The organism is Microbacterium sp. NPDC077663 (genome assembly GCF_044542795.1).
Classification (GTDB): Bacteria; Actinomycetota; Actinomycetes; order Actinomycetales; family Microbacteriaceae; genus Microbacterium.
The window spans coordinates 1,038,370-1,062,171 of sequence record NZ_JBITVE010000002.1 but is presented as its reverse complement, the minus strand read 5'-3'; the positions used below and the strand labels follow the sequence as shown (position 1 = coordinate 1,062,171).

At 70.2% G+C, this 23,802-nt stretch carries 23 protein-coding genes; 5 read left to right on the top strand and 18 right to left on the bottom strand.

Going from position 1 to position 23,802, the window contains the following annotated elements; translation table 11 throughout:
* Positions 1-121: 121 nt before the first annotated feature.
* The 7 genes from ACIGEP_RS12595 to xylA all read right to left on the bottom strand — a co-directional run bounded on the left by ACIGEP_RS12595 (position 122) and on the right by xylA (position 8,432).
* On the bottom strand, positions 122-1,873 hold the full coding sequence (locus ACIGEP_RS12595) for an ABC transporter substrate-binding protein (RefSeq protein WP_396661958.1): 1,752 nt from the start codon (positions 1,871-1,873) through the stop codon (positions 122-124).
* A gap of 37 nt (positions 1,874-1,910) precedes the next feature.
* The gene (locus ACIGEP_RS12590; RefSeq protein ID WP_396661957.1) at positions 1,911-2,846 is read right to left on the bottom strand and encodes a carbohydrate ABC transporter permease; all 936 of its coding nucleotides are present in this window, start codon (positions 2,844-2,846) and stop codon (positions 1,911-1,913) included.
* A gap of 16 nt (positions 2,847-2,862) precedes the next feature.
* The gene (locus tag ACIGEP_RS12585; protein WP_396661956.1) at positions 2,863-3,846 is read right to left on the bottom strand and encodes an ABC transporter permease; all 984 of its coding nucleotides are present in this window, start codon (positions 3,844-3,846) and stop codon (positions 2,863-2,865) included.
* Positions 3,847-4,062: 216 nt separating this feature from the next.
* The gene (locus ACIGEP_RS12580; RefSeq protein WP_396661955.1) at positions 4,063-5,166 is read right to left on the bottom strand and encodes a Gfo/Idh/MocA family protein; all 1,104 of its coding nucleotides are present in this window, start codon (positions 5,164-5,166) and stop codon (positions 4,063-4,065) included.
* A complete protein-coding gene (locus ACIGEP_RS12575) occupies positions 5,145-5,846 on the bottom strand; it encodes a ThuA domain-containing protein (RefSeq protein WP_396661954.1) in 702 nt (233 codons plus the stop codon). The genes ACIGEP_RS12580 and ACIGEP_RS12575 overlap by 22 nt, the downstream gene beginning before the upstream one ends.
* Positions 5,843-7,243 (bottom strand): FGGY family carbohydrate kinase, encoded by a 1,401-nt coding sequence (locus tag ACIGEP_RS12570; RefSeq protein ID WP_396661953.1) that lies wholly within the window; start codon positions 7,241-7,243, stop codon positions 5,843-5,845. The genes ACIGEP_RS12575 and ACIGEP_RS12570 overlap by 4 nt, the downstream gene beginning before the upstream one ends.
* A gap of 1 nt (position 7,244) precedes the next feature.
* Complete coding sequence (gene xylA, locus ACIGEP_RS12565; RefSeq protein WP_396661952.1) at positions 7,245-8,432, bottom strand: xylose isomerase; 1,188 nt, start codon at positions 8,430-8,432, stop codon at positions 7,245-7,247.
* A gap of 93 nt (positions 8,433-8,525) precedes the next feature.
* Here xylA and ACIGEP_RS12560 point away from each other — a divergent pair, with 93 nt between their 5' ends.
* Positions 8,526-9,695 (top strand): ROK family protein, encoded by a 1,170-nt coding sequence (locus ACIGEP_RS12560; protein WP_396661951.1) that lies wholly within the window; start codon positions 8,526-8,528, stop codon positions 9,693-9,695.
* 107 nt (positions 9,696-9,802) lie between these two features.
* On the opposite strand, the gene ACIGEP_RS12555 is transcribed toward ACIGEP_RS12560, so the two are convergent.
* The 8 genes from ACIGEP_RS12555 to ACIGEP_RS12520 all read right to left on the bottom strand — a co-directional run bounded on the left by ACIGEP_RS12555 (position 9,803) and on the right by ACIGEP_RS12520 (position 16,845).
* Positions 9,803-10,255, bottom strand: coding sequence for a GNAT family N-acetyltransferase (locus tag ACIGEP_RS12555; RefSeq protein WP_396661950.1), 453 nt, complete (start codon positions 10,253-10,255; stop codon positions 9,803-9,805).
* Between the two features lie 2 nt (positions 10,256-10,257).
* Positions 10,258-10,953 (bottom strand): SDR family oxidoreductase, encoded by a 696-nt coding sequence (locus ACIGEP_RS12550; RefSeq protein ID WP_396661949.1) that lies wholly within the window; start codon positions 10,951-10,953, stop codon positions 10,258-10,260.
* Positions 10,954-10,980: 27 nt separating this feature from the next.
* Complete coding sequence (locus ACIGEP_RS12545) at positions 10,981-11,556, bottom strand: TetR/AcrR family transcriptional regulator (protein ID WP_396661948.1); 576 nt, start codon at positions 11,554-11,556, stop codon at positions 10,981-10,983.
* A gap of 4 nt (positions 11,557-11,560) precedes the next feature.
* Positions 11,561-12,352 (bottom strand): HpcH/HpaI aldolase/citrate lyase family protein, encoded by a 792-nt coding sequence (locus ACIGEP_RS12540; protein WP_396661947.1) that lies wholly within the window; start codon positions 12,350-12,352, stop codon positions 11,561-11,563.
* Positions 12,349-12,840, bottom strand: a complete 492-nt coding sequence (locus ACIGEP_RS12535) for a MaoC family dehydratase (protein WP_396661946.1) — start codon at positions 12,838-12,840, stop codon at positions 12,349-12,351. The genes ACIGEP_RS12540 and ACIGEP_RS12535 overlap by 4 nt, the downstream gene beginning before the upstream one ends.
* Complete coding sequence (locus tag ACIGEP_RS12530; protein ID WP_396661945.1) at positions 12,837-14,801, bottom strand: acetyl/propionyl/methylcrotonyl-CoA carboxylase subunit alpha; 1,965 nt, start codon at positions 14,799-14,801, stop codon at positions 12,837-12,839. Before ACIGEP_RS12530 ends, ACIGEP_RS12535 begins: the two co-directional genes overlap by 4 nt.
* The gene (locus ACIGEP_RS12525) at positions 14,801-16,363 is read right to left on the bottom strand and encodes a carboxyl transferase domain-containing protein (RefSeq protein ID WP_396661944.1); all 1,563 of its coding nucleotides are present in this window, start codon (positions 16,361-16,363) and stop codon (positions 14,801-14,803) included. Before ACIGEP_RS12525 ends, ACIGEP_RS12530 begins: the two co-directional genes overlap by 1 nt.
* Before the next feature lie 86 nt (positions 16,364-16,449).
* A complete protein-coding gene (locus ACIGEP_RS12520) occupies positions 16,450-16,845 on the bottom strand; it encodes an SRPBCC family protein (protein WP_396661943.1) in 396 nt (131 codons plus the stop codon).
* 57 nt (positions 16,846-16,902) lie between these two features.
* Here ACIGEP_RS12520 and ACIGEP_RS12515 point away from each other — a divergent pair, with 57 nt between their 5' ends.
* Positions 16,903-17,478 (top strand): nitroreductase family protein, encoded by a 576-nt coding sequence (locus tag ACIGEP_RS12515; protein ID WP_396661942.1) that lies wholly within the window; start codon positions 16,903-16,905, stop codon positions 17,476-17,478.
* A 3-nt stretch (positions 17,479-17,481) separates the two neighbouring features.
* On the opposite strand, the gene ACIGEP_RS12510 is transcribed toward ACIGEP_RS12515, so the two are convergent.
* Positions 17,482-18,606, bottom strand: coding sequence for a fatty acid desaturase family protein (locus ACIGEP_RS12510; protein WP_396661991.1), 1,125 nt, complete (start codon positions 18,604-18,606; stop codon positions 17,482-17,484).
* A gap of 139 nt (positions 18,607-18,745) precedes the next feature.
* On the bottom strand, positions 18,746-19,285 hold the full coding sequence (locus ACIGEP_RS12505) for a YaeQ family protein (protein WP_396661941.1): 540 nt from the start codon (positions 19,283-19,285) through the stop codon (positions 18,746-18,748).
* 92 nt (positions 19,286-19,377) lie between these two features.
* Here ACIGEP_RS12505 and ACIGEP_RS12500 point away from each other — a divergent pair, with 92 nt between their 5' ends.
* Both ACIGEP_RS12500 and ACIGEP_RS12495 read left to right on the top strand, forming a co-directional pair.
* Positions 19,378-19,749 (top strand): hypothetical protein, encoded by a 372-nt coding sequence (locus tag ACIGEP_RS12500; protein ID WP_396661940.1) that lies wholly within the window; start codon positions 19,378-19,380, stop codon positions 19,747-19,749.
* Positions 19,749-20,558: a hypothetical protein gene (locus ACIGEP_RS12495; protein WP_396661939.1), complete on the top strand. Its 810-nt coding sequence runs from the start codon at positions 19,749-19,751 to the stop codon at positions 20,556-20,558. Before ACIGEP_RS12500 ends, ACIGEP_RS12495 begins: the two co-directional genes overlap by 1 nt.
* 22 nt (positions 20,559-20,580) lie before the next feature.
* Here ACIGEP_RS12495 and ACIGEP_RS12490 read toward each other — a convergent pair whose 3' ends face one another.
* Positions 20,581-20,883: a DUF1540 domain-containing protein gene (locus ACIGEP_RS12490; RefSeq protein WP_396661938.1), complete on the bottom strand. Its 303-nt coding sequence runs from the start codon at positions 20,881-20,883 to the stop codon at positions 20,581-20,583.
* Between the two features lie 339 nt (positions 20,884-21,222).
* Between ACIGEP_RS12490 and ACIGEP_RS12485 the strand changes: the two genes are divergently transcribed.
* Positions 21,223-23,679, top strand: coding sequence for a LuxR C-terminal-related transcriptional regulator (locus tag ACIGEP_RS12485; protein WP_396661937.1), 2,457 nt, complete (start codon positions 21,223-21,225; stop codon positions 23,677-23,679).
* Positions 23,680-23,802 lie beyond the last annotated feature (123 nt).

Here is a 23,802-nt window from a genome sequence, read left to right as displayed (position 1 = left end):
TGACCGGCGTTGTCGCAGCACGCATCCCCGCGGCTGTCGTCAGAGCGGTCCCGAGGTCCGCCATCGGGAAGGGCCCCGTCGTCTCATCCGCCGGGGCCCCTTCTCGCGGTCGTGGCTGAGGTCAGTCGGCGAACTCCGCCGCGACGGCCTTACGCGCGGCATCCTGCTCTTCGGCCCTGCTCATGTCGACCTCGAGGACCTTGTCGTAGCCGAGGCCCGCTGCCGTCTCCTGCAGCGAGGCGAACAGCGAGTCGAACTGCGCGTCGTTCTCGGCGAACACCATCTGCCACGAGGTCTGCACGATCGCCGCCTTCGCCTGGTTGCGCAGGGTCTCGATCTCGGACGAGTCGGCCTCCGGTGTGTAGCTCGCGCCGGGACCGACCAGCAGCTGGTCGTTCTCGCGCAGGTAGTCCATCGTCGTCGTCGCGCCCATCTTCGCCGACCAGTCGTCGGTAACCGGGTTGCTCGTCTCGGCCTGGTACGTCGGCCACAGCTTGTAGCTGTACGGGAAGCCGGTGTTGGGGTCGGTGTCGATCGGCAGGACCGCGCTGATGTTGAGCTGCGACGCACCGTCGATGTAGCTGCCGCCGCCCCATTCGGCCGGGACCTCGGCGTCGCCCTCGAAGAAGACCTTGTGGCCGAGCTCGTTCAGCTCGGGTTCACCGTCGGCGTTGACCTCCCACGTGAGACCCTCGGGACCGGCCGCACCCTGCGTCTGGCTGTTGTTGGCCAGGGCGCCCTCGGGCGAGAACAGCCAGTCGATTAAGGCCGCGATGCGCTCGGGGTCCTCAGCCTTGGAGCCGATCGCGAACACCTGCTTGCCTCCGTACGCCTCGGCGCCGTACGAGAAGATGTTCATGTCGTCCATCGGCGCCATCATGAAGCCGCGACCCGCCTCGACGTTGGCGTCCGTGTTGTAGGCCGCTTGCCCGAGCCAGGGCCAGAACGAGAACAGCACCTGGCCGTTCTGGTACTTCGTCCACAGGGTGTCGTAGTTCTGCGTCGTCGAGTCGGGGTCGAGGATGCCGAGCTGGTTCGCCTCGTAGAAGAAGCGGAGCGCGCGGACGTACTGGCCGTCGTCGTCGAGGATGCCCTGGAACTCGGAACCGTCGCCCTTCGCGAGGGCGAAGCCGACCTCGTCGAAGCCGTAGTACGTGGTGGGCTGCTTCGCGTTGTTGAGCATGTTCCCGTCCCAGTCCTTGAACAGCGAGACCGCGTAGGTCTTCTGTCCGTTGGGAGCGGTGGGCTCGGCATCCTGCATCTCCTTGAGGACCGGCAGAAGGTCTTCGAGCGTGCCGATCTCGGGGTAGCCGGCCTCTTTGTAGAGGTCCCAGCGCAGGTAGGGGCCGAAGGTCGGGTCGAGCCCCTCGGAGGGCTCGGTGGGCTTCAGCGACGACACCTGCGAGGGGAAGGCGTACGTGGCGCCGAGGTTCTCGTTGATGCGGTCGACGGCCGCGTCGAAGCGTCCGGCGTTCTTCATCGCGGGGTAGAAGCTCTCGGCGTCGAGGAGCAGACCGCCCTCGGCGAGCTCCTCGAGACGCTGGCCCTTGTCGGTGATGATCAGGTCGCCGAGGTCGCCGGCGGTCACCCGGGTGTTGAACAGCGTGTCACCGCCGCCCGCCACGTTGGGGGCGATGCTGTTGAGCTTCATGTTGAACTTGTCCTCAACGAGCTTGCCGAACCACCCCTCCTGCATCCCCATGTAGTTGGCGAGACCGTCGAAGACGTCGATGGTGATGGGCTCGTCCCACTTGTCCGGGAACGAGGAGATGGCTTCGCGTTCCTGATTGGTGGCCGGGCCGGTGCAGGCGCTCAGCAGCCCGACCGTTGCCAGAGCGGCGACGGCGCCGATGGCCTTGCGTGATAGCTTCATTGCTTTCCTCTCGGTGGTGCGACCGGGATCGGTCGATTCAGCCCTTGACCGCGCCGAGCATGATGCCCTTGACGAAGAAGCGCTGGAACAGCGGGTAGACGAAGATGATCGGCAGGATGACGATCACCGAGATCGTCATCCGGATCGACGTCGGGGTCTGGCTCGTGGCCGCGTCGACGATCGAGGTGAGGTTGCCGCCGTTCTGCATGGCCAGGGCCAGGCTGTTCGCCTGGTTGATGAACATGTAGAGCAGGTACTGCAGGGTGTAGAGACTCTGGTCGGTGATGTAGATGAGGGTGTCCTGGAAGCTGTTCCACTGCGCCACGGCCGAGAAGATGGCCACGGTCGCGAGGATCGGCGTCATGTTGGGCAGGTAGATCCGGAAGAAGATCTGCAGGATGTTCGCCCCGTCCATCTCGGCCGCCTCCTGCAGCTCGGTCGGCATCGCCTCGACGTAGGTCTTCACGAGGATGATGAAGAACGGCTGCACCACGAACGGCAGCACATAGACCCAGAAGTTGTTGGTCAGTCCGAGGTTGCGGACGACGATGAACACCGGGATCAGGCCCGCGCTGAAGTACATCGTGACGATCACGAAGCGGTACCAGAACTGCCGCCCCCACATGCGCGTCTGCGTGAACATGAAGCCGAGGAACGCCGAGGCGAGGACCGCGGCGACCGTGCCGATGACGGTGCGGCCGACCGAGATGACCGCGGCCTGCGACAGCCCGCCGAGTTGGAACACCTGTTCGTAGTTCGAGAAATGGATGCCGGTGGGCAGCCACCGGACCTGCCCGAGCGCGGCGAGGTCGTTGGAACTGATCGAGTTGATGATCAGGTAGTAGAACGGGTACGCGCAGACGAAGGCGAGGGCGAGGAAGACGCCGTAGTTGACGATCGCGAAGACCAGGCGGCCGGGGAGGTCGGCGCTCTGGCGGATCTGTCGGCGCCGGTGGGCAGTCGTGGTGACCATGACGGGTGCTCCCGACTCAGACGATGGACTCGCCGCGCACGCGCTTGGCGATCCCGTTGACGGTGAACAGGAGGATGACGGAGATCAGGCTCTTCAACATGCCGATCGCCGTCGCCATCGACAGGTTGTTGCCCGTCAGGCCGATGTTGTATACGTACAGGTCGAGCACCTGGATGTAGTCCTTGTTGAAGGCGTTCTGGAACACGAAGTACTGCTCCATGCCGTTGTTGAGCAGGTTCGCGATCGACAGCAGCAGGAGCACGAGGTAGGTCGGCATGAGTTGCGGGACGGTGATGAACCACATCTTCTGAAAGCGGCCCGCGCCGTCGATCTCGGCGGACTCGTAGAGCGACTGGTCGATGCCGGCGATCGCCGCGAGGTAGATGATGGCGCCCCAGCCGAGACCCTTCCAGATCGACCAGAGGGTCATCGTGAGCCAGACGTTCTGGTCGGTGTCGAGGAACTTCACCGGGGTCGTGATCAGCCCGGCGTCGGAGAGGATGCCGTTCACGAGCCCCGAGCTCGAGAAGAGCGAGAAGGCGATCATGTAGACGAGCACCCACGAGATGAAGTTGGGCAGTGTCGTCAGCGTCTGCACCGAGTTGCGGAACCAGGGCGCCTTGATCTCGTTGAGGAAGATCGCGAACGCGAGCGGCAGGATCGACGTCGCGATGCCGAGGAAGCTGATCGCCAGCGTGTTGAGGACGACCTGCCCGACCTGCGCGACCTGGGTCGGCGAGCCGACGAGGAGCTGGAACCACTGCAGCCCCACGAAGTCGCTTCCCGCGAGGCCCAGGGCCGGTCGGTAGTCGTACAGCGAATAGATCCACCCGTAGAGCGGGAAGTACGAGAAGAGGAAGACGAGGACCAGGAACGGGACGATGCACAGGAACATCCGGAACGATCGCCGGTTCTTCGCCACCCGCTGCTCGGAGCGGTGCGGTGCCTTCTCTTCGATCGTCGCGGCCGCGGCCTCGGTGACGATCGCCTGCTGCGTCATCGGCGATGCCGAATCGCACGCTCGGACATGTGGCGGGTCATCTCACTCCTTCGTGATCGAAGCGCTTCTCCGGGTATCCGTCGAACACGCGTCGAACCGCTTCGATACGAAGATAACGCCGGATCGCGACAGCGTCAAACATCTCGTTTCGGTCACACGACGACGCCGCCCCGCCCGAGGGGCGGAGCGGCGCTGTTCACGCGGGGCGAGGTCAGGTCACGACCGGAATCGTGACCATTCGGATGCCGCGGTCAGCGGCACGAGAGAAGGCCGCTCGACGGCGGTGTCGATCACGACCCGCCTCCCCTCCGCAGACGACCGCAGCAGGCTCTCCATGATGTCGAGCACGTGGAGGGCGAGCGCACCGCCGGCTCGGCCGGGGCCGTCACCGGCGACCGCGTCGATGAGACCGATGCCGCGACCGGAGTCCGCGTAGCCGGCGGATGTCGTGACCGAGCGCCAGCCCTCGCCGCCGAGCTCGGCCAGACGGACCTCCCCGTCGAACGTGTTCGGATCGGGCACGACGAGCGATCCCCGGTCGCCGTGCACCTCGATCGGGGGCGACGTCGACGCGACGGCGTCGAAGCTCGTGACGATCGTCGAGACCGCCCCGCCGGCGTGCTCGAGCAGACCGCTCACGTGCGTGTCGACCTCCACCTCGATCCGCTCCCCGGCCTGCGGCCCCGTCGCGATCGTCCGCTGGGCCCGCGCGCGTCGCGCCGCCCCGGTGACGGCGACGACGGGCCCCAACAGGTGCACGAGACTCGTCACGTAGTACGGACCCATGTCGAACAGCGGGCCCCCTCCGGGCGCGTAGTAGAAACCGGGAGCCGGGTGCCACAGCTCGTGCCCCGGCGAGACCCACGTCGCACTGGCCGACATCGGCGTGCCGATCGCGCCGTCGTCGACGAGCCGCCGTGCCGTCTGGATGCCTGTACCCAGCACCGTGTCGGGCGCGGAGGTGACCCGCACGCCCGCAGCGGTCGCGGCATCCAGGATCCCCCGTCCTTCCGCGACGGTGAGGGCGAGCGGCTTCTCGCCGTGGACCGACTTGCCGGCCGCGATCGCGGCGTGCGCGACCTGGGCGTGCGCGGCGGGCACGGTCAGATTGAGGACCGTCTGCACCTCGGGGTGCGCCATGAGTTCGTCGACCGTCATCGCTGTCGCGCCCGGCACGGTCGCAGCCACCTCGGCCGCCCGCTGTGCGTTCAGGTCGGCGACCGCGGCCACGCGGATGGCCGGGCTGGTCGCGAACAGGTCGAGGTACTGACGCGAGATGACGCCGAGGCCGACGATGCCTACGATGTGCGGGCTGCCCACAGCAGGCCCCTTTCGACGATGGTGCGGACGTGCGGCTCGGCGAGCACCTCGGGGGTGTGACCCGGGGTCGCGACGAAGACGCGCCCTCTGCCCCACAGCCGCGTCCAGACGGCGGGACTGACGATCGGCCGATGCCAGGGGTGGTACTCCTGCGTCGGATGCGTCGTCGTGGCGAGGACGTCGATGAGGTCGTCGTGCAGCACCCAGTACTGCTCGGTGTGCAGGACGAAGTCGTCGATGCCGGCCGTGATCTCATGGCGACGCCCGAGCTCGGTCATCTCGACCGTGTAATCGAGGTAGTTGTCACGCTCGTCGCCGGGGCGCTCCTCGGGAGGCCGGCCCGGATGGGTCGCGAACTGACCGCCGACCAGCTGCAGGTAGTCCGAGCTGCCCCGGTAGGAGTCGGCGATGCCGCCGTGCCATCCCGCCAGGCCCGTGCCGGCCTCGACGGCGGCGCGGAGACCCTTCACCGCGGCATCCGAGATCGACGACATCGTGACGGCCTGGACGATGAGGTCCGTTTCGGCCATCACGGCGGGGTCGGCGTAGACCTCGTTCGACTCCTCGATGCGGACGTCGAACCCGTGGGCGTCGAGGAACGGTCGGAACATGTCCGTCGCGGCGACGGGATGATGCCCGTCCCACCCGCCTCGGACGATGAGGGCGCGCCGGACCGTCATCGCAGCTCCGCCGCTCGCCGTGCGGCGACGCGGTCGTACCGCTCGCGCACCTCGGGACGAGGATCGGATGCCGCGCCGCGATCCATCGCGACCGGCCACCCCGGCCACGACCCGGCGAGCACGGCCGCTGCCTGGCGGGCCGCGCCCTGCGCGACGTACTCCCCCGGCGCCGGGACGGCCACCGGCACGTCGAAGACCTGAGCCGCGACGGCGGCGACGGCGGGGTTGCAGGCCGCTCCGCCGACGAGCAGCACGCGCTCGGCGGCGACATCGAGCGAGCGGATCGCCTCGAGACCGGTCGCGAGACCGGCGAGCATGCCCTCCACGGCGGCGCGAGCGAGGTTCTCCCGCGTCGTGTTCTCGAGCGACAGCCCGTCGAGCGAGGCGCGCGCGGTCGGGAGGTTCGGCGTGCGCTCGCCCTCGAACCACGGCACGAGCACCACGCCGCCGGCGCCGGGCTCGGCTGCCGCCGCGAGTGCGGTCAAACCGTCGTGATCGACGCCGAGCAGGCGAGCGATCGCGTCGAGTACGCGTGCCGCGTTCAGCGTGGCGACGAGCGGCAGGAACCGTCCTGTCGCGTCGGCGAATCCCGCCGCGGTGCCGGTGGGGTCGATCGTCCGGGTGTCGCTGACGGCGAAGACCGTCCCCGAGGTGCCGATCGATACGACGACGTCACCCGCTGTCGCTCCGACGCCCAGAGCGGCACCGGCGTTGTCACCCGCGCCGGGCCCGACACGGCGACCGTCGGCATCCGTCACCCACTCCAGCGGACCGAGCACCCGCGGCAGCACAGCGTCGTGACCGAGTGCCCCCGCGAGCAGCTCGCGGTCGTAGCCCCCCGACTCGGGGTCCCAGTAGCCGGTGCCCGACGCGTCGGAGCGGTCGGTGACGAGCTCGTCGAGCGCGGGATTCTCGGGTCCGAAGCCTCGCAGGCGCCACGTCAGCCAATCGTGCGGCAGCGCGACCGCCGCGACGCGGGCCGCGTTGTCGGGCTCGGCGTCGCGCAGCCAGCGGAGCTTCGTGATCGTGAACGACGCGACGGGTACGAGACCCGTGCGCTGCGCGAGCTCCTCGGCGCCGAACTCCGCGATGAGATCGGATGCCGCCGGCCCCGACCGCGTGTCGTTCCACAGCAGCGCGTCGCGCACCACGGCGCCCGAGGCGTCGAGCGCGACCATCCCGTGCTGCTGCCCCCCGATCGACCATGCGTCGACGTCGCCCAGACCCCCGGCATCCGCAATCGCCGCTTGCAGCGCGGTCCACCACGCCTCGGGATCGACCGACGTGCCCTCGGGGTGCGACGCGCGACCGGAGCGGACGACCGCCCCGGTCGCGACGTCGACGATGACGACCTTGCAGGACTGCGTCGACGAGTCGACGCCCATGGCGAAAGTCACGTCAGCGTGCGCCCAGCAGGTGCTCGGTCGCCAGCTGCTGCAGGCGCACGAAGCCGCCGCCCTTGCCGCCGAGGTAGACGCTCGGGTCGAAGTCCTCGTACGCGGAGCGGTCGGCGAGGAAGTCCTCGTAGGTCTCGCCCGGGTTCAGGGTCGGGGTGGCGAGCTCGTCGACCTTGGCGGCGGCGAGCGCCTCCTGCACCTCGGGGTCGGCGCGGAACGCCTGCGCCCGCTCCTTAAGCAGCAGGTACGTGCGCATGTTGGCGGCCGCCGACTCCCAGACGCCGGTCTCGTCCTCGGTGCGGCTCGGCTTGTAGTCGAAGTGACGCGGCCCCTCGTAGGCGGGGACGCCGCCGGGGCCGCCGTTCTCGAGCAGGTCGACGAGTGCGAACGCGTTGTGCAGGTCGCCGTGCCCGAAGACGAGGTCCTGGTCGTACTTGATGCCGCGCTGCCCGTTGAGGTCGATGTGGAAGAGCTTGCCGTGGTACAGCGCCTGGGCGATGCCGGCGGCGAAGTTCAGGCCCGCCATCTGCTCGTGACCGACCTCGGGGTTGAGGCCGACGAGCTCGGGGCGCTCCAGCGAGTCGATGAAGGCGATCGCGTGGCCGAGGGTCGGCAGCAGGATGTCTCCGCGCGGCTCGTTCGGCTTCGGCTCGATCGCGAAGCGGATGTCGTAGCCCTTGTCGGTGACGTACTGGCCGAGGAGGTTGACCGCCTCGCGGTAGCGCTCGAGCGCCTGGCGGATGTCCTTCGCCGAGTCGTACTCGGCTCCCTCACGGCCGCCCCACATGACGAAGGTCTTCGCGCCGAGCTCGGCCCCGAGGTCGAGCTGCCGGAACACCTTGCGGAGGGCGAAGCGGCGGACGTCGCGGTCGTTGGCAGTGAAGCCGCCGTCCTTGAAGACGGGCGCACTGAAGAGGTTCGTCGTCACCATCGGGATGATCATCCCGGTGGACTCGAGGGCCCCCTTCAGCCGATCGATCTCACGCTGACGCTCTGCGTCGCTCGAGCCGAAGGCGAAGAGGTCGTCGTCGTGGAAGGTGAGGCCGTAGGCGCCGAGCTCGGAGAGCTTCTCGACGGCGTGGACGACGTCGAGCGGGGGTCGCGTCGGTCCGCCGAAGGGGTCGGTGCCGTTGTAGCCGACGGTCCACAGGCCGAAGCTGAACTTGTCTGCGGGGGTGGGGGTGACCATGTCGCTCCTTCGCGAACCAGAAAATGTTGTTAGCAGCAACGTATACCAGGCGCGTCGCCGCGACAAACCCTTCCCGGTGACTAGGGTGGGTCCGTGACCGAGCAAGGGCGAACCGTCGAATCCGTCCGGCGCGCCAACCTCGGCAGCATCCTCGGGATCGTCCACCGCGAGGGTCCGCAGTCCCGCGCCGCTCTCACCGAGTCGACGGGGCTCAACCGGTCCACCGTCGCCGATCTCGTCGCGACGCTCGTGTCGTTCGGGCTCGTCGTCGAGCGCGCGCCCGACCCCTCGCGCCGCGTCGGCCGCCCGTCGCCCGTCGTCTGCGTCGACCCCGCCGTCGTCGCCATCGCCGTCAACCCCGAGGTCGACGCGCTCGAGGTCGCCGCCGTCGGCCTCGACCGCGACATCCGCGCCGTCGTCGTCCTGCCGCAGGACCGGCTGCTGACGCCCGCGGTGACGGCGACCCTCGTCGCCGCGCAGATCGCGGCCTGGCAGAGCGCGGAGCTGGCGGGCGCGCGCATCCTCGGCGCGGGGCTCGCCGTGCCCGGGCTCGTCCGGGTCGAGGACGGCCTCGTGCGCGACGCGCCGCACCTCGGCTGGGTCGACACGCCTCTGCGCGACATCGTGGCGGCGGCCACCGGCATGCCCGTCGTCGTCGGCAACGACGCGACGCTCGGCACCGTCGCCGAGCACCTGTTCGGCGCCGCCCGCGGGATCGACAACGCCGTGTACCTCAACGGCGGGGCGAGCGGCATCGGCGGCGGCATCATCGTGAACGGGATGCCGGTGGTCGGCGCCGGCGGCTACGCCGGCGAGTTCGGGCAGAACCGCCCCGGCATCGCGACCCTGGCCGACCGGCGGGCGCGCGACGGCGTGCTCGAGGACGAGGTCAGCCGGGCGCGGCTGCTGTCGGTCGTCGGACTGAACCGCGGCGACGACCGCGAGCTCGGCGACGCGCTGGCCGCGCAGATCGACACCCCGTCCGTCGCGGGAGAGGTCGAGCGGCAGCGCCGCATCCTCGCCACGGCGCTCGCCAACGCCGTCAACGTTCTGAACCCCTCCGCCGTCGTGCTCGGCGGGTTCCTCGCCGCCTTGGCGGGTCTCGATGTCGCCGCACTCGAGACGGCCGTGCGCGCGCAGGCGATGCCGGCCTGCGGCGAGGACCTCCGCATCCTCCCCGCAGGACTCGCGGAACACCGCCTGCTGATCGGCGCGGCCGAGGCCGTCTTCGACGGCCTCCTGGCGAACCCGCAGCCCGTCTGACCGGCGGGCGGTTCCCGTCGCGAGTGCCGAATGCAGGGCGAGAGGCCTCCGGGACGCGTCGACACCCCCGAATGCGTCGCCGGACCTGCACTCGGCACACCCTGCCGTCAGAGGTCGAGGCGCCACGTGACGAACGGGATGCCGGCGACGCCGTCGCGCGTGCGGTCCGTCGCCCGCCAGCCGCGCCCGGCGTAGTACGCCTTCGCTCCCGCGTTGCCGTCCCAGACCTCGAGCTCCGCCGGACGACCGGCGCGGGTCTCGTCGAACCGCTCGTACAGTGTCGACCCGATCCCCCGGCCGAACAGCTCCGGCAGGACGTACAGGCCCACCAGCTCCACGGTCTCCCCGAGCCGCACGTGCAGAAAACCCGTGGGCTCAGCGTCCTCGGCGACGACCGTGACCCGTCCGTCCTCGGCGACGAGCCGCCGCCACATCGGCCCGCGGTCGCGTGCCGCGTCCGCAGGGTCGAGGTGCGCGCCGTAGTACGCGGCGCGCGAGGCGACGTGGATCGCGGCGATCGCCGCGGCATCCGCCACCGTCGCCATGCGCGTGCGGATCACGGTCAGCGGGGTCCGGGTTTGACCGACAGGTCGGTGATGACGGCGTCGCGCGGCAGGTCGAGCGCGGTGAGCACGGCGGTGACGACGGATGCCGGCTGGATCCAGGCATCCGCGTCGTAGGCCTTGCCCTCCTGCGCGTGCACCTGCGCCTGCATCGGCGTCGCGGTCCGGCCCGGGTAGACGGTCGTCACGCGGACCCCGTGCGCAGCCTCCTCGCCGCGGAGCGCGTCGGCGAGCGCCTTGAGCCCGTGCTTCGACGCGGCGTAGGCAGCCCACTGCGGGTGGGCGGTGAGCCCCGCGCCGGAGTTGACGAACAGCACCTGCCCGTGCGCGGCGCGGACGCGCGGCAGCATCAGCCGGGTGAGCTCGGCCGGCGAGACGAGGTTCACCGCGAGCTGGTCCTGCCACGACGCCACCGTGAGCTGCTCCACGTGCCCGAGGTCCACGATGCCCGCCGCGTGCACGATCGCATCGACCTCGTCGGGCAGATCGGATGCCGCGACCGCCGCCGCGAGCGATTCGGGGCGCGCGAGGTCGGCGACGATCACCGCCGCACCCGGGTGCTCTGCGGTGAGATCCTCGGCTCGCGAGACGTCGCGCACGACGAGGACGAGCCGGTCGCCGCGCTCGGTCAGGCGGTGGGCGAGGAGCTGCCCGATGCCCGATCCGGCACCGGTGAGGACGATGGTGTGCGGCATCCCCTCATCCTGTCATCGCATCGGGGGTCAGTCCTCGAGCAGCGCCCGCCGCGCCATGCCGGCCAGGATGCCGCCGGCCCGCTCGCCGCTGGGCGCGGCCGAGTGCGGGGTCGAGTTCAGCAGGCCGAAGGCGGCGAGCAGTCGGGTCTCGCGCTCGGCGTCGTCGAGGTCGGGCCGGAGGGCGGCGAGGGGCCGGTCCCACTCCTGCACGTACTCGCGCTGCAGGCGGCGCACGCGCTGGTTCACCTCGGCGGGTAGGTTCGCGAGCTCGCGGTCCTGCACCCGGATGACGTCGGCGTCGCTCGTGGCGAACTCGAGGTGGAAGGCGATGAGCGCCTCGAACACCTCTCGCGGCTCGCCACCCGAGGCGGTCAGCGCGCGGCCGCCCTCGAGCAACCGCTCGCTCGCGTCGAGCAGCAGGTCGCACAGGAGCGCCTCCTTGCTCGCGAAGTGCCGGTACAGCGCCGGCCCGCTCATTCCGACGGCGTCGCCGAGGTCGGCGGTCGAGACTGCCGCGAACCCCCGCTCGGCGAACAGCCGTGCGGCCGAGGCCATCAGCTCGGCACGCCGGTTCGCCTTCTGTGTCGCGCGCCAGGTCGTCACGGCGTCACCGCCCGAGCGCGCGACGCGCCTGACGGAGGACCGGCTCGTCGATCATCCGACCCCGGAACCGGAACACCCCGGGCTGCCGTGTCGCCTCGTCGAGCACGGCTTCGGCCCATTCGCGCTCCTCGGGCCCCGCCGCGTACGCCCGGCGGATGACCTCGACCTGGGACGGATGGATGCAGGCCGTCGCCGCGAATCCGGATGCCGCGGCATCCCTCGCCTCGTCCTCGAGCCCGGCCGTGTCGGCGATGTCGAGGTGGACGGCGTCGATCGCGTCGATCCCCGCGGCGGCCGCCGCGATCAGCACGCGCGACCGGGCGTAGCGCGCGACGTCGCGGTAGCGCCCGTCGTCCCTGCGGCTCGAGCGCCCTCCGATGCCCGCGACGAGGTCCTCGGCACCCCACATGAGTCCGTCGACGAGCGGATGCTGCGCGAGCGCACCCGCGTTCTCGACGCCGCGCGGCGTCTCGCACAGTGCGATGACCCGGTACCCGTCGAGTCGGTCGACATCCGCGGCATCCTCGGCTTTGGCGAGCATCACCCGACGGAACCGCGTGCCGCGCAGCGCGACGAGATCGCGTTCGAGCTCATCCGTGAATGCCGGATTGACGCGCACGATGACGCGGTCGACGTCGACCCGAGCCGCGGCGAGGGCCACGCGCGCACCGGCTTTGTCGGCGGGCGCGACCGCGTCCTCGAGATCCAGGATCACCGCGTCAGCCGCGGCGAGCGCCTTCGCATAGCGTTCGGGGCGGTCGGCGGGGCAGAACAGCAGTGCAGGGCCGAGCGTCATGCGGGGGCCTCGGGGGACATCCGCATGAGCGTCGACCGGCGTGCGGTCGCGACGACCTGGTCGTGCTGGTTGCGCATGGTGTGCACGAACTCGACGATCCCCTGCCCGGGGCGCGAACGGGACTCGCGCTTGGCGGACACGACGGTCTCGGCGTAGAGGGTGTCGCCGTGTCGGACGGGGGCCGGGAAGGTCACCTCCGAGAAGCCGAGATTGGCGACGATCGTCCCCTGCGTGAGCTGTGCGACCGACAAGCCGACGAGGGTCGAGAGGGTGAACATGCTGTTGACCAGTCGGTCGCCGAACTCGGTCTGCTCGGACCACGCGGCATCCAGGTGAAGCGACTGCGTGTTCATCGTCAGCGTCGTGAACAGCACGTTGTCGGCCTCGGTCACGGTGCGGCCGGGGCTGTGCACGTAGACGGTGCCCTCGTCGAGCTCGTCGAAGTACAGCCCTCGCTGCACGATGCGCCGCGGCGTCTGCTCGCTCATGCGTCCTCCTCCGCTGCCGGGGTCACGACGGCGAGCGTCTGCCCGCGGTTCACACTGTCGCCCGTCGACACCCACAGCGCCACCGTACCGGCGACCTCGGCCCGCACGACATGCTCCATCTTCATGGCTTCGACGACCACGACCGCGTCTCCGGCCGACACCGTCGCACCGTCGGCGACCGAGGTCATCACCACGACGCCGGGCATGGGCGAGGTGAGCTCGGGCACGGCCGAGATGTCCGCGTCTCGTCGATGGTCGAGCCGCACGCGGCGCACCTCGCGGGCTCGCCCGTCCACCGACAGCCACACGCTGTCGCCGTCGACGACCGCGACCGTCGAGACCCGACGATCGCCGATGCGCACCGACGAGCGGTCGCCGGCCGGGCGGGCGGATGCCGGGACCACCGTCCCGTCCACGATCGCCCCGTCTCCGACGAGCTCCACCGTGCGCTGCTCGCCTCCCGCAGCCAGCCGATACCGTCGCGGCGCATGCGGGCCCATCCGCCATCCGTCCGCGCGGCGCCACGGATCGCCGCCGCGCGACACCGCCGCATCCAGCAGCAGCGCGGCCGCGACGAAGACGTCGGCCGTGTCATCCGCCGCCAGCAGTCCGTCGAGCTCGCGGGCGATCAGCCCCGTGTCGAGGTCGCCGTCCGCAACCGCGGGCAGCTCGAGCAGGGCCTGCAGGAACGGCACATTCGTCTCGAAGCCCAGCACCGTGGTCTCGCAGAGCGCCGCGACGAGTCTCCGCCGGGCCTCATCACGGGTGGCGCCGGTCGCGATGACCTTCGCGAGCATCGGGTCGTAGTCGAGCGAGACGTCCAACCCGTCGGCGAGCGCACTGTCCACACGGATGCCGGGGCCCGCCGGGTGCACGACGCGCAGCACACGCCCACCCGTCGGCAGGAAGCCGGCGGCCGGGTCCTCGGCGTAGACGCGCGCCTCGATGCTATGACCGGTCAGTCGCACGTCCTCCTGCGCGAACCAGAGCTCCTCCCCCGCCGCGATCCGCAGCTGCGCCGCGACGAGATCGACGCCCGTGACCTCCTCCGTCACGGGGTGCTCGACCTGCAGGCGCGTGTTCATCTCCATGAAGAAGAACTCGTCGGGGCGGTCAGCGGCGACGATGAACTCGACCGTCCCCGCGCCGCGGTAGTCGACGCTGCGCGCCGTCTCGCACGCGGCTCGCCCGATGCGCGCGCGCGTCGCGTCGTCGAGCAGCGGTGAGGGCGCCTCCTCGATCACCTTCTGGTGCCGGCGCTGCAGCGAGCACTCGCGCTCGCCGAGATGAACGACGTTCCCGTGCGCGTCCGCGAGCACCTGCACCTCGATGTGCCGCGGCGTGTCGACGTACCGCTCGAGGAACAGGGTGTCGTCGCCGAAGCTCGCGCCCGCCTCCCGGCGTGCGGCGGCCAATGCGGCCGGCAGGTCTGCGGCATCCGTCACGACGTGCATGCCCTTGCCACCGCCGCCCGCGGACGGCTTGATCAGCAGCGGGTACCCGACCTCGGGCGCGGCGGCGATGAGCTCGTCGTCGGTCATGGCCGCGCGCGCGACGCCCGGGACGGTGGGCACGCCGCGCGCCTCGACGGCGTGCTTCGCCGCGATCTTGTCGCCCATCGTGCGGATCGCCGCGGCACTCGGTCCGACGAAGACGATGCCCGCCTCCTCGCACCCCGCAGCGAAGGCGGTGTTCTCGGAGAGGAACCCGTACCCGGGGTGGATCGCCTCGGCCCCGGTGGACCGCGCGGCGGCGACGACCGCGTCGATGTCCAAGTAACTCTGCGCGGCGGGCGCGGGCCCGAGGCGCACGGCCTCGTCGGCGAGCGCGACGTGGCGGGCACCGGCATCCGCATCGCTGTAGACGGCGACCGAGCGGATGCCGAGCTCCCGCAGCGTGCGGATCACGCGGCAGGCGATCTCGCCGCGGTTCGCGACCAGGACGGTGGAGAACATGCGCATCACATCCGGAAGACGCCGTAGCCCGGCGCGTCGAAGGGAGCCCGCAGGCAGACGTCTAGGGCGAGGCCCAGGGCGTCGCGGGTCTCGGCGGGGGCGAGGATGCCGTCGTCCCAGAGGCGGGCCGTCGAGTAGTACGGGCTGCCCTGCTCCTCGTACTGCGCGCGGATCGGCGCCTGGAAGGCGGCCTCGTCCTCGGCGGACCATTCCTCGCCGCGTGCCTCGATCTGCTCACGGCGCACGGTGGAAAGGACGGATGCCGCCTGCGGCCCTCCCATGACCGACACCCGGGCGCCGGGCCACAGCCACAGGAATCGCGGCGAGTACGCCCGTCCGCACATGGAGTACGTGCCGGCGCCGAACGACCCGCCGACGACGACGGTGAGCTTGGGCACCGACGCGCACGCGACGGCGTTGACCATCTTCGCGCCGTGCTTCGCGATGCCGCCCGACTCGTACTCGCGGCCGACCATGAACCCGGTGATGTTCTGCAGGAACACGAGCGGGATGCCGCGCTGATCGCACAACTCGATGAAGTGGGCACCCTTCAGGGCCGACTCCCCGAACAGCACCCCGTTGTTCGCGACGACGCCGACGCGGTGGCCGTGGAGCCGGGCGAAGCCGGTCACGAGGGTCTCGCCGTAGTCGCGCTTGAACTCGTGCCACGTTCCGCCGTCGATGATCCGGTCGATGATCTCGCGGGCGTCGTACGGGGTCGTCAGCTCGACGGTAACGACGTCGGTGAGGGTCGCCGGATCGGCGGCAGGCGGGGTCGTCGGTTCGGGCTGCTCCCGCAGCGATACCGCAGCGGGCAGCGTGGCGACGATGTCGCGCACGATCTGCAGCGCGTGTTCGTCGCTCTCGGCGAGGTGGTCGGTGACACCCGACACCTTCGTGTGCAGGTCGCCGCCGCCGAGGTCCTCGGCCGAGACGACCTCTCCGGTCGCCGCCTTCACGAGGGGCGGCCCGCCGAGGAAGATCGTGCCCTGGTTCCGGACGATCACCGTCTCGTCGCTCATGGCGGGGACGTATGCGCCGCCGGCCGTCGACGAGCCGAGCACGGCCGCGATCTGCGGGATGCCGCTCCGCGACATCCGTGCCTGGTTGTAGAAGATGCGCCCGAAGTGGTCGCGGTCGGGGAAGACGTCGTCCTGCATCGGGAGGAAGGCACCGCCCGAGTCGACGAGGTAGACGCACGGGAGCCGGTTCTCGGCGGCGATCTCCTGCGCCCGCAGGTGCTTCTTGACCGTGATCGGGTAGTAGGTCCCGCCCTTCACCGTCGCGTCGTTGGCGACGACCATGGCGTGTCGGCCGTGGATCAGCCCGATGCCCGCCACCACCCCACCGGAGGGGCAGTCGTCGTCGTAGAGGTCGAGACCGGCGAGCGCGCCCACCTCGAGGAAGGGGCTGCCGACGTCGAGGAGTGCGTCCACGCGGTCGCGGGCCAGCAGCTTTCCGCGCGCGGTGTGTCGCTCGCGCGCGCGTTCGGGGCCACCGCGCGCGGTGTCGGCACGCCGGCGCTCGAGCTCGGCGACCAGATCGGGATACGTCGTGGGGGCTGTCATCGTCGACGGCACCTCCGGGGAGAATGCTTCGGTTAACGTTCGCTAACCGAAAAAACGATAACACCGCGATCGCTGCGCCTGAAGGGTCACGCCTCGAGGATCGCCCGGAGTGATTCCAGGTCGGTCTCGATGGCCGCGGCATCCTCCGCGAACTCCGCGTCGCTCACCCCGTCGCGGCGGTAGAGCGTGAAGACGACCTCGCTGCCGACATCGTTGCGCAGCACACGCATCGGGTTGTGAACGACCGTGCCGTCCGGGAGCGTGACGTCGTGATCGAGCACGCCGGCGGTCACCGGACCCACGAAGGCGACCTCGATGTCACCCATCGGTGAGTCGGCCAGCCAGCGACCGCCCTCGAGCCGGATGCCGGTGCTCAGCCCCGCCGCCCACCGAGGCAGATTCGCGGGGTCGGCCGCGAAGGCGATCACGTCGCTCGGGGCGCACCGGATCGAGCGGGAGATGTGGAGCACGGGCCAGGTCATGCCGGGAGGCTACCCCGCGCCGGAGACACCTGCGCCGGAAGCGGCGAGGATGGAGGGATGGCGAACTTCCCCGACCCGGTGCTTCAGACGATGGCGACGCGGCGGTCACTGGCGAAGGTGGGGCCGGGGGCACCGACCGACGACGACCTGCGGGAGCTGCTCGCGGCCGTCACTCCGGTCGCCGACCACAAGGCCCTGCGACCCTGGCGGCTGCTCGCCCTCCGCGGCGACGACCGCGGGCGTCTCGGTGAGGCGCTCGATCGCGCAGCGGGAGTGGAACGCGAACCGGGCGAGCACAACAGCAAGCCGTTCCGCGCAGATCTGCTCATCGCGGTCGTCGCGAGCCCGAAGCCGCATCCCGCCGTCCCGGTGTGGGAGCAGCACGCGACCGCCGCCGGAGCGGCGCACCTGCTCGAGCTCGCGCTCTGGCGGGCGGGATGGGGCGTCATGTGGCGCACCGGGCTGCAGGTGAACTCCCCCGAGGTCCGCGCGCTGCACGGGCTGACCGACGACGAGCTCCTGATGGGATGGCTGTACGTCGGCAGCGTCGACGCCGACCTCCGCGCGCGGATCGACGAAGCGCCGAGGAAGACGCTCGATCCCGAACCCTTCCTCGGCGCGCTGCCGAACTGACCCTCAGCCCCGGCGGTAGGTCGCCGTCAGGGGGCAGTCGAACGGGTCGCGGGCCGCGAGTCCGACGCGGTTGAGGTAGTCGATCACGATCGCGTACGACCGGCCGAGGCTCGTCTCGGTGTACGGGACGCCCAGGGTCGCGCAGTGCTCGCGGACGATTTCACGCGCCTTCGACAGGTGCGGGCGCGGCATGTTGGGGAACAGGTGGTGCTCCACCTGGTAGTTCAGACCGCCCATGAGCCAGGTCGCCCACCATCCACCGCGGATGTTGCGCGAGGTGCGGACCTGCTTGCTGAAGAAGTCGAGCTTCGCGTCGGGGGCGATGACCGGCATCCCCTTGTGGTTGGGCGCGAATGAGGCGCCCATGTACAGACCGAAGACGGCGAGCTGCACACCGACGAACGCGAACGCCATCCCGAGCGGCAGCAGCAGGAACACCGGGACGAGGACGACCGCGAGACGCAGGACGATCATGCCGATCTCGAGCCAGCGCGCTTTGACGTCCTTCTCGGTGAACAGGTACTTGAGGCCGAGGAAGTGCAGGTTCAGACCCTCGAGGGTCAGGAGCGGGAAGAACAACCAGCCCTGTCGCTTCGTGATCGCGCGGCGCAGTCCGCGCGCCGAGGCCGCATCGGTCTCGATGAACGAGATCGTGTCGATCTCGATGTCGGGATCCTTGCCGACGCGGTTCGGGTTCGCGTGGTGGCGCGTGTGCTTTCCCGTCCACCAGGCGTAGCTGATGCCGACGACGCCCGCCGCGAGGATGCGAGCGAGGCGGTCGTTGGCGGGGCCCGAGACGAGCACCTGCCGGTGAGCCGCCTCGTGGGCGAGGAAGGCGACCTGCGTGAAGATCAGGCCGAGGGCTCCCGCGATCAGCAGCTGGAACCAGCTGTCGCCGAGCAGGATGAAGCCAGTCACCGCCCCGCCGAAGGCCATGGCGAGCGCGACACCGACGAGGAGGTAGAAGCCTCGCGTGCGGTGCAGCAATCCGGTCTCCCGGACGATGCGCGAGACGTCGGTGAAGGCCTTCGCCATCGGGGGGAACTGCTCGGTTCCGGAATACGTCTGACGGACGGGACCGAGACGCGACTCGGCGACGGATGAAGCGATGGGGCACCTGCTTGGAATCGGGTGTCCGCTACGGCGGAGAAGAAAGCAACAGACGGATGCCGATCGCTGAGGGTCACGTTACGGGTGAGTTCATCGCCGCGGCGGAATGCAGTGACGTTCCCCACGCGACTGCCAGGCCCCGTACAGGCTCGGAGGGTCAGCCGATCCGCTGCTCGGCGATCGGCGACGATGACGAACGACCGTTGACGTCGAGGTACAGCTGACGCTCCGTCACCGACACGGTCACGGTGTTCCGCCGTTCGAGGGCGGATGCCGCATCCTCCACGAACCCCTTGTCGAAGCTGTACAGCGGGATGTCGGCTGCCCGGTGGATCGTCTTGCCCGCCCAAGCCTGAGCGAGCCGGTTCGGCTCCCGCTGTGTGTACACGGCCACGCGGTCGGCCGCTTTGCTGCCGCCGTGCAGACGCGCGGCATCCGGTGCTCCCACCTCGATCCACGCCGTCAGGCTCCCCGTCGCATCCCGGACGAGCACCGCCGGCTCGTCCGTCGCGGAGATGCCCTCGCTGAAGGCGATCCCTTCTTCGTACTCGAGGGCGTAGGCGAGGACCCGCAGCAGGACGTTCGCCGCCGTCTCCGAGGGATGCCGCGCGAGGCGGAGCGAGAGTTCGTCGTAGACGCCGCGGTCGACGTCGGCGAGCTGCACGGTGAAGGTGTGCATCGTGGATCCGATGGCCATTCGACGAGCCTAGGCGGGGATGCCCTCGCGCACCGCCCGGGTCATAATGGTCGCAACCCCCACCCGGCGATCGAGATCAGGGAGCTCTGCGCATGCCGTTCCACAGCCAGGAGATGCTCGAGCAGTGGCTCGAGGAGTTCGCCGCGCTGGGCTACTCGCTGAGCGAGCGGGTGCGGGTGATCCCGCAGGACGGCACCGACGGACGCGACACCGGCCTGATCGCCCTCAACCTGTTGGACTCGATGACGCTGACCTACCTGCAGCCCGAGCCGCTGGGATCGATCCACTGGGGCATCACGTTCGAGGCTCGTGACATCGACCTCAAAATGAATGCGGGCCGCACCCTCGAGCTGTCGGCCGAACTCGCGATGGTGTCGATCCTCTGCACGTTCCTGCAGACGAAATCACTCGCAGAGGTCGAAGTCGAAGCCGGATCGGTCGAGCCCGAAGCGCTCGGACTCTGATGGACGACGCCCTGCAGTCCGAGCTCCGCGCGCTGCAGGCACGGGCCTACGGCCCCGGGGACGGCCTCGCCGGGAACGATGCCGCGCGTCGCCGGCTGACGGAGCTCGAGGAGCGCGCCCGGCGGGAAAGCGATCGCCCGCCCGTCATCGACGGCGCGCCCGAGCCCGCCTTCCCACTTTCGCCGCGGCCGGAAGTCCCGCCGTTGCCGTCGGTCTCACCCGCGGACGCCGCACACGCCTTCGCGACGTCGCCGGGTGAGCCGGACAGGGCGCTGCACGAGCGTCGGCGACGGCGCCTCAGGGGACTCGCCTGGGTCGGATCGCTCGCGATGGTGGCGACGCTGGCGGTCGGAGTGACAGCGGCGGCCACGAGTCGTCAGGTGTGGACGGCGGCATCCGTCCCTCCCGGGACCACGATCACACATGTCGCAACGCTCATGCCCGACGCCGACCGCGGGTGGCCCGAGACGTATGGGGAACGCCCTCGGGACGGCGCGATCTTCGAACCGCTCGGGAGCGTCACGCCCATCGTCGGCTCCATGCCGACGGGCGACGGACTGACCCGCTGTGTGCAGCTGCTTCCGCCGGAGGCATGGGAGCCGACGCCCGACGAGGGCTGGGCGTGGGGAGGATACGGCGGATGCAGCGTCGAGCCGTTCACTGCGACCGCCACCTTCGTCGTCGGGCCGAATTCACCCTCGGATCTGCGCGAGAGGTTCGCTGAAGGCGTCCGTCTGCAGTTCGTCGCCGGTGACGGTGTCGTCGACGTCTACTCCGCGGATGCACCGGTGTCTGAGGCGACGCGCTGACCGCCTCAGCCGACCGGCGTCGTCAGGCAGCCTGGTAGGTCAGGCAGTCGGCGGACTCCGCACCGGGCCCGACGCGGACCGCGGATGCCGTGCACTCCAGCGACGAGTTGAAGACGCACTCCGAGCGCTGACAGGCGCCGACATGGCTGACGACCTTGTCGAGGCCGCCCTTCGTGCCGAGAGGGATGAACGTCGCACACTCGGCATCACCGGGGGTTCCCCCGATGGTCACCGCAGCGGCGTGGCAGTGGGAATGATCGTTGTAGGAGCAGCCGAGGGCGTTGCACTCGGACACGCGGGGCAGGTCGTCGAGAGTCATGCTCATGGGAGCCTCCAGGGGTCGTCGTGGCTCGAGGCTACGCCGCGTCACCCGAGGGTTGTACAGCCTTACTCGCACATTTTCCCCCTGATCATCCGTGCTTTTGATGTTAGGTGAGCCTTCCCTTTTCCCGAGGTGGACCAAGGCTCGCGCTATACACAATCGGATCGCCTGCGCCACCCGGCCCGCGGAGAGGCTGCACGATGGTAGATTCCGTCGCATCCGCTGCAGGCGAGAAATCCCGGGTAGAACCCGATTCCCGGATCATGCGGCGAGGGAGATCGGCGAACAGCGGGTCGCTCGAGGCGGCGACCTGCTCGTCCCAGTGAAGGGAGAGGGTAGGCGATGGCACTCTCCACACGGTCAGCGAGCCTGCCGCCGTCCTTCCAGTTGTGGCCGCAGCTCGCACTCACGCAGCTGGAGTCAGCACTCTCCGCCGAGAATCGGCCACTGCGCCTGGCCGTCATCGGTCCGGCCGGCTCGGACAAGTCCCTCCTCCTCCGGCAGATCGCCGAGAGGCTCACCGAGGTGGCGCACATCCGGTTCGTCGACGACGGACACCTGCTCTCGGACGAACAGATCCATGCCCTCATGGTCCATCTCGACGATCCGCGGGCAGGACTCGTGCTGGGCTGCCGGACGTGGCCCTGGAGCCCGGCGCTCGCCGCGTTGATCCGGCGCATCGAGCAGGACCATCCCGCCCTCGCCCTCGGACATCTGGACGCCGAGGACGTCATCCGGGCGGTCGACGCCGCGGGCCGCTCCGTCGACCCCGGCTGCATCCACGCCATCGTGGAGATGACGGCCTCCGTCGCGTGGCTCGTCAAACAAGCCCTCACGGCCCACGGCGACGGGTACTGCCGCGACCCTTCTCACGAGCGCGTCGCACGCGCCGTCGGCGAGGTCATCGCGCTGCGCCTGGACACCCTGGATCCCGAGAGCGCCAGAGTCGTGCGACGGGCGAGCCTCGGGGACGACGAGCTGACGCCGGTCGTCGACGCGGCGGCGAGCGATGCGCTCGCCCTCGGCCACGCCGAAGGACTGCTCCTGCGAGGCGGGCGGCCCGTGCCGATCGTGCGGACGACCGTCACCCGGACGACACCTGTCGCGCAGCTCATCGATGTCCTCGTCGCCTCCCCGGTGGGTCCCCTCGACGCCGAGGTCGCCACCTCGCTCGGCGGCCACCTGGATTCCCGCCTCGCCCGGGCCCTGCGCACACACGCCGATGAGGCGGCTCCGTACGACACCACGCGCGCGTCGGAACTGTACGACGCCGCATTGGCGGCCGGGGACGACCCCGCCCTGATCGCGATCCGCAAGGCACGGATGGCGTGGCATCGCGGAGACGTCGACGAAGCAGCCTCGCTCGTCGACGCCGTCGTCCGCGAGGCGACCGGTGACGACCGCGACGAGGCTCTCCGGATCCTCGGCTCCGCCTGGAGCGCCCGCGGCCTCCTTCGCGCGAGCGCGGCGACCTACCGGACGCAGCCGACCGACGATTTCGTCCTCCGCGCACAGGGAGCCGTCTCGGCCTTCGGCATCGGCGACAGCGGACCGCTCACGGACACGCTGCGCCTCGTCGACACCGGGGTCAGTGGGATACCGACCACGCTGCACGTCGCCTACGTGAAGCTCATGCGCGGACTCCTGGCATCCCTCACTCCCACCGGCAACGCCTTCGACGATCTCGTGCGCGCCAGCTCGACCTACGGCGACTCGAATGAGCACGGGCCCGTCCCCGAACTCCCCGCGGTGGTCGCGGCGATCGGCGCGATCAACATCGGCGAACTGGACACCGCGGCGAACATCCTCAGCGACGCACTCATGGAGGACCACGGCGGACCGTGGGCCCGCTCGCGTCTGCTGCTCTGGGCCGCGTGGATCGGCGTCCACCGCCAGCACCCCGAGGAGTCGGCCGCGCGGCTGGCGGACGTCGACGCGTCCGTCCTCCCGCTCAGCAGCCGCGAGGTCCTCATCCGCGATTCGGTCATGCTCGCGCACGTCAAACGATACGGTTCCCTCGAGGAGCTGCGCGCCCTCTGGGAGCGCGTGCGCGACGACGTACGTCACGTCGAACCCGATCTGTACCTCCTGCACCCGCTTCGGGAGTTCATCGAAACCGCTCCCCTGTTCGACGACGGGGACCGGGTCATGCCCGCCCTCGACGGACTCACCACGATCCTTCGCGGCCTCGGCGACCCGATGATGTGGTCGACCCCGGTGCTGTGGTCCGCGTTCCACCGCGCACTCCTCGATCGTGACGGGCACGGGCAGGCTCAGGCGGCGCGGGGGCTCTCGGCCGCGGCACGGGGCTCCCGCCTGGCGGCGACGATGTCCTTGGCCGTCGGCGAATGGTCTCGCAGCCGAATCGACGACGGCGACATCGACCGCATCGAGCAGATCGCCATGCGGCTGGCCGACCTCGGGTTGGCGTGGGAGGGAGCCCGGCTGGCGGTGTCGCTCTCGGAACGCTCGCGGGATCGGCGCGCGGGCACACGGCTCGCCGCATTCGCGAGGGCGCTGCACCCGAATGCGGCACCCGGGGCTTCGGGGAACGACGTCGCCCTCGCCGACAGTGGGCTGCTCAGTGCGCGCGAACGCGAGGTCGCGGTGCTCGTCCTCAGCGGCATGACGTACGCCGAGATCGGTGAGGCGATCTTCATCTCCCCCCGGACGGCGGAGCACCACATCGCGCGCATCCGTCGCCGACTGGGCGCGACCTCACGCACCGACCTCATCGACAAGCTGAAATCGATCGTCGGCGCCGACGACAGCGGCTCCGAGAGCAGCGCACACCGCTGACGGGAACGCTCCCGGAAAGGGCGGACCCCCTCCGGGCCAGTTCAGTGGGGACTGCGGCGGGAGGGGGTCCGCGAAACCATCCAGGTCGCCAGAGACGCGCAAGTTTGGGGACAGTGCGCGTCG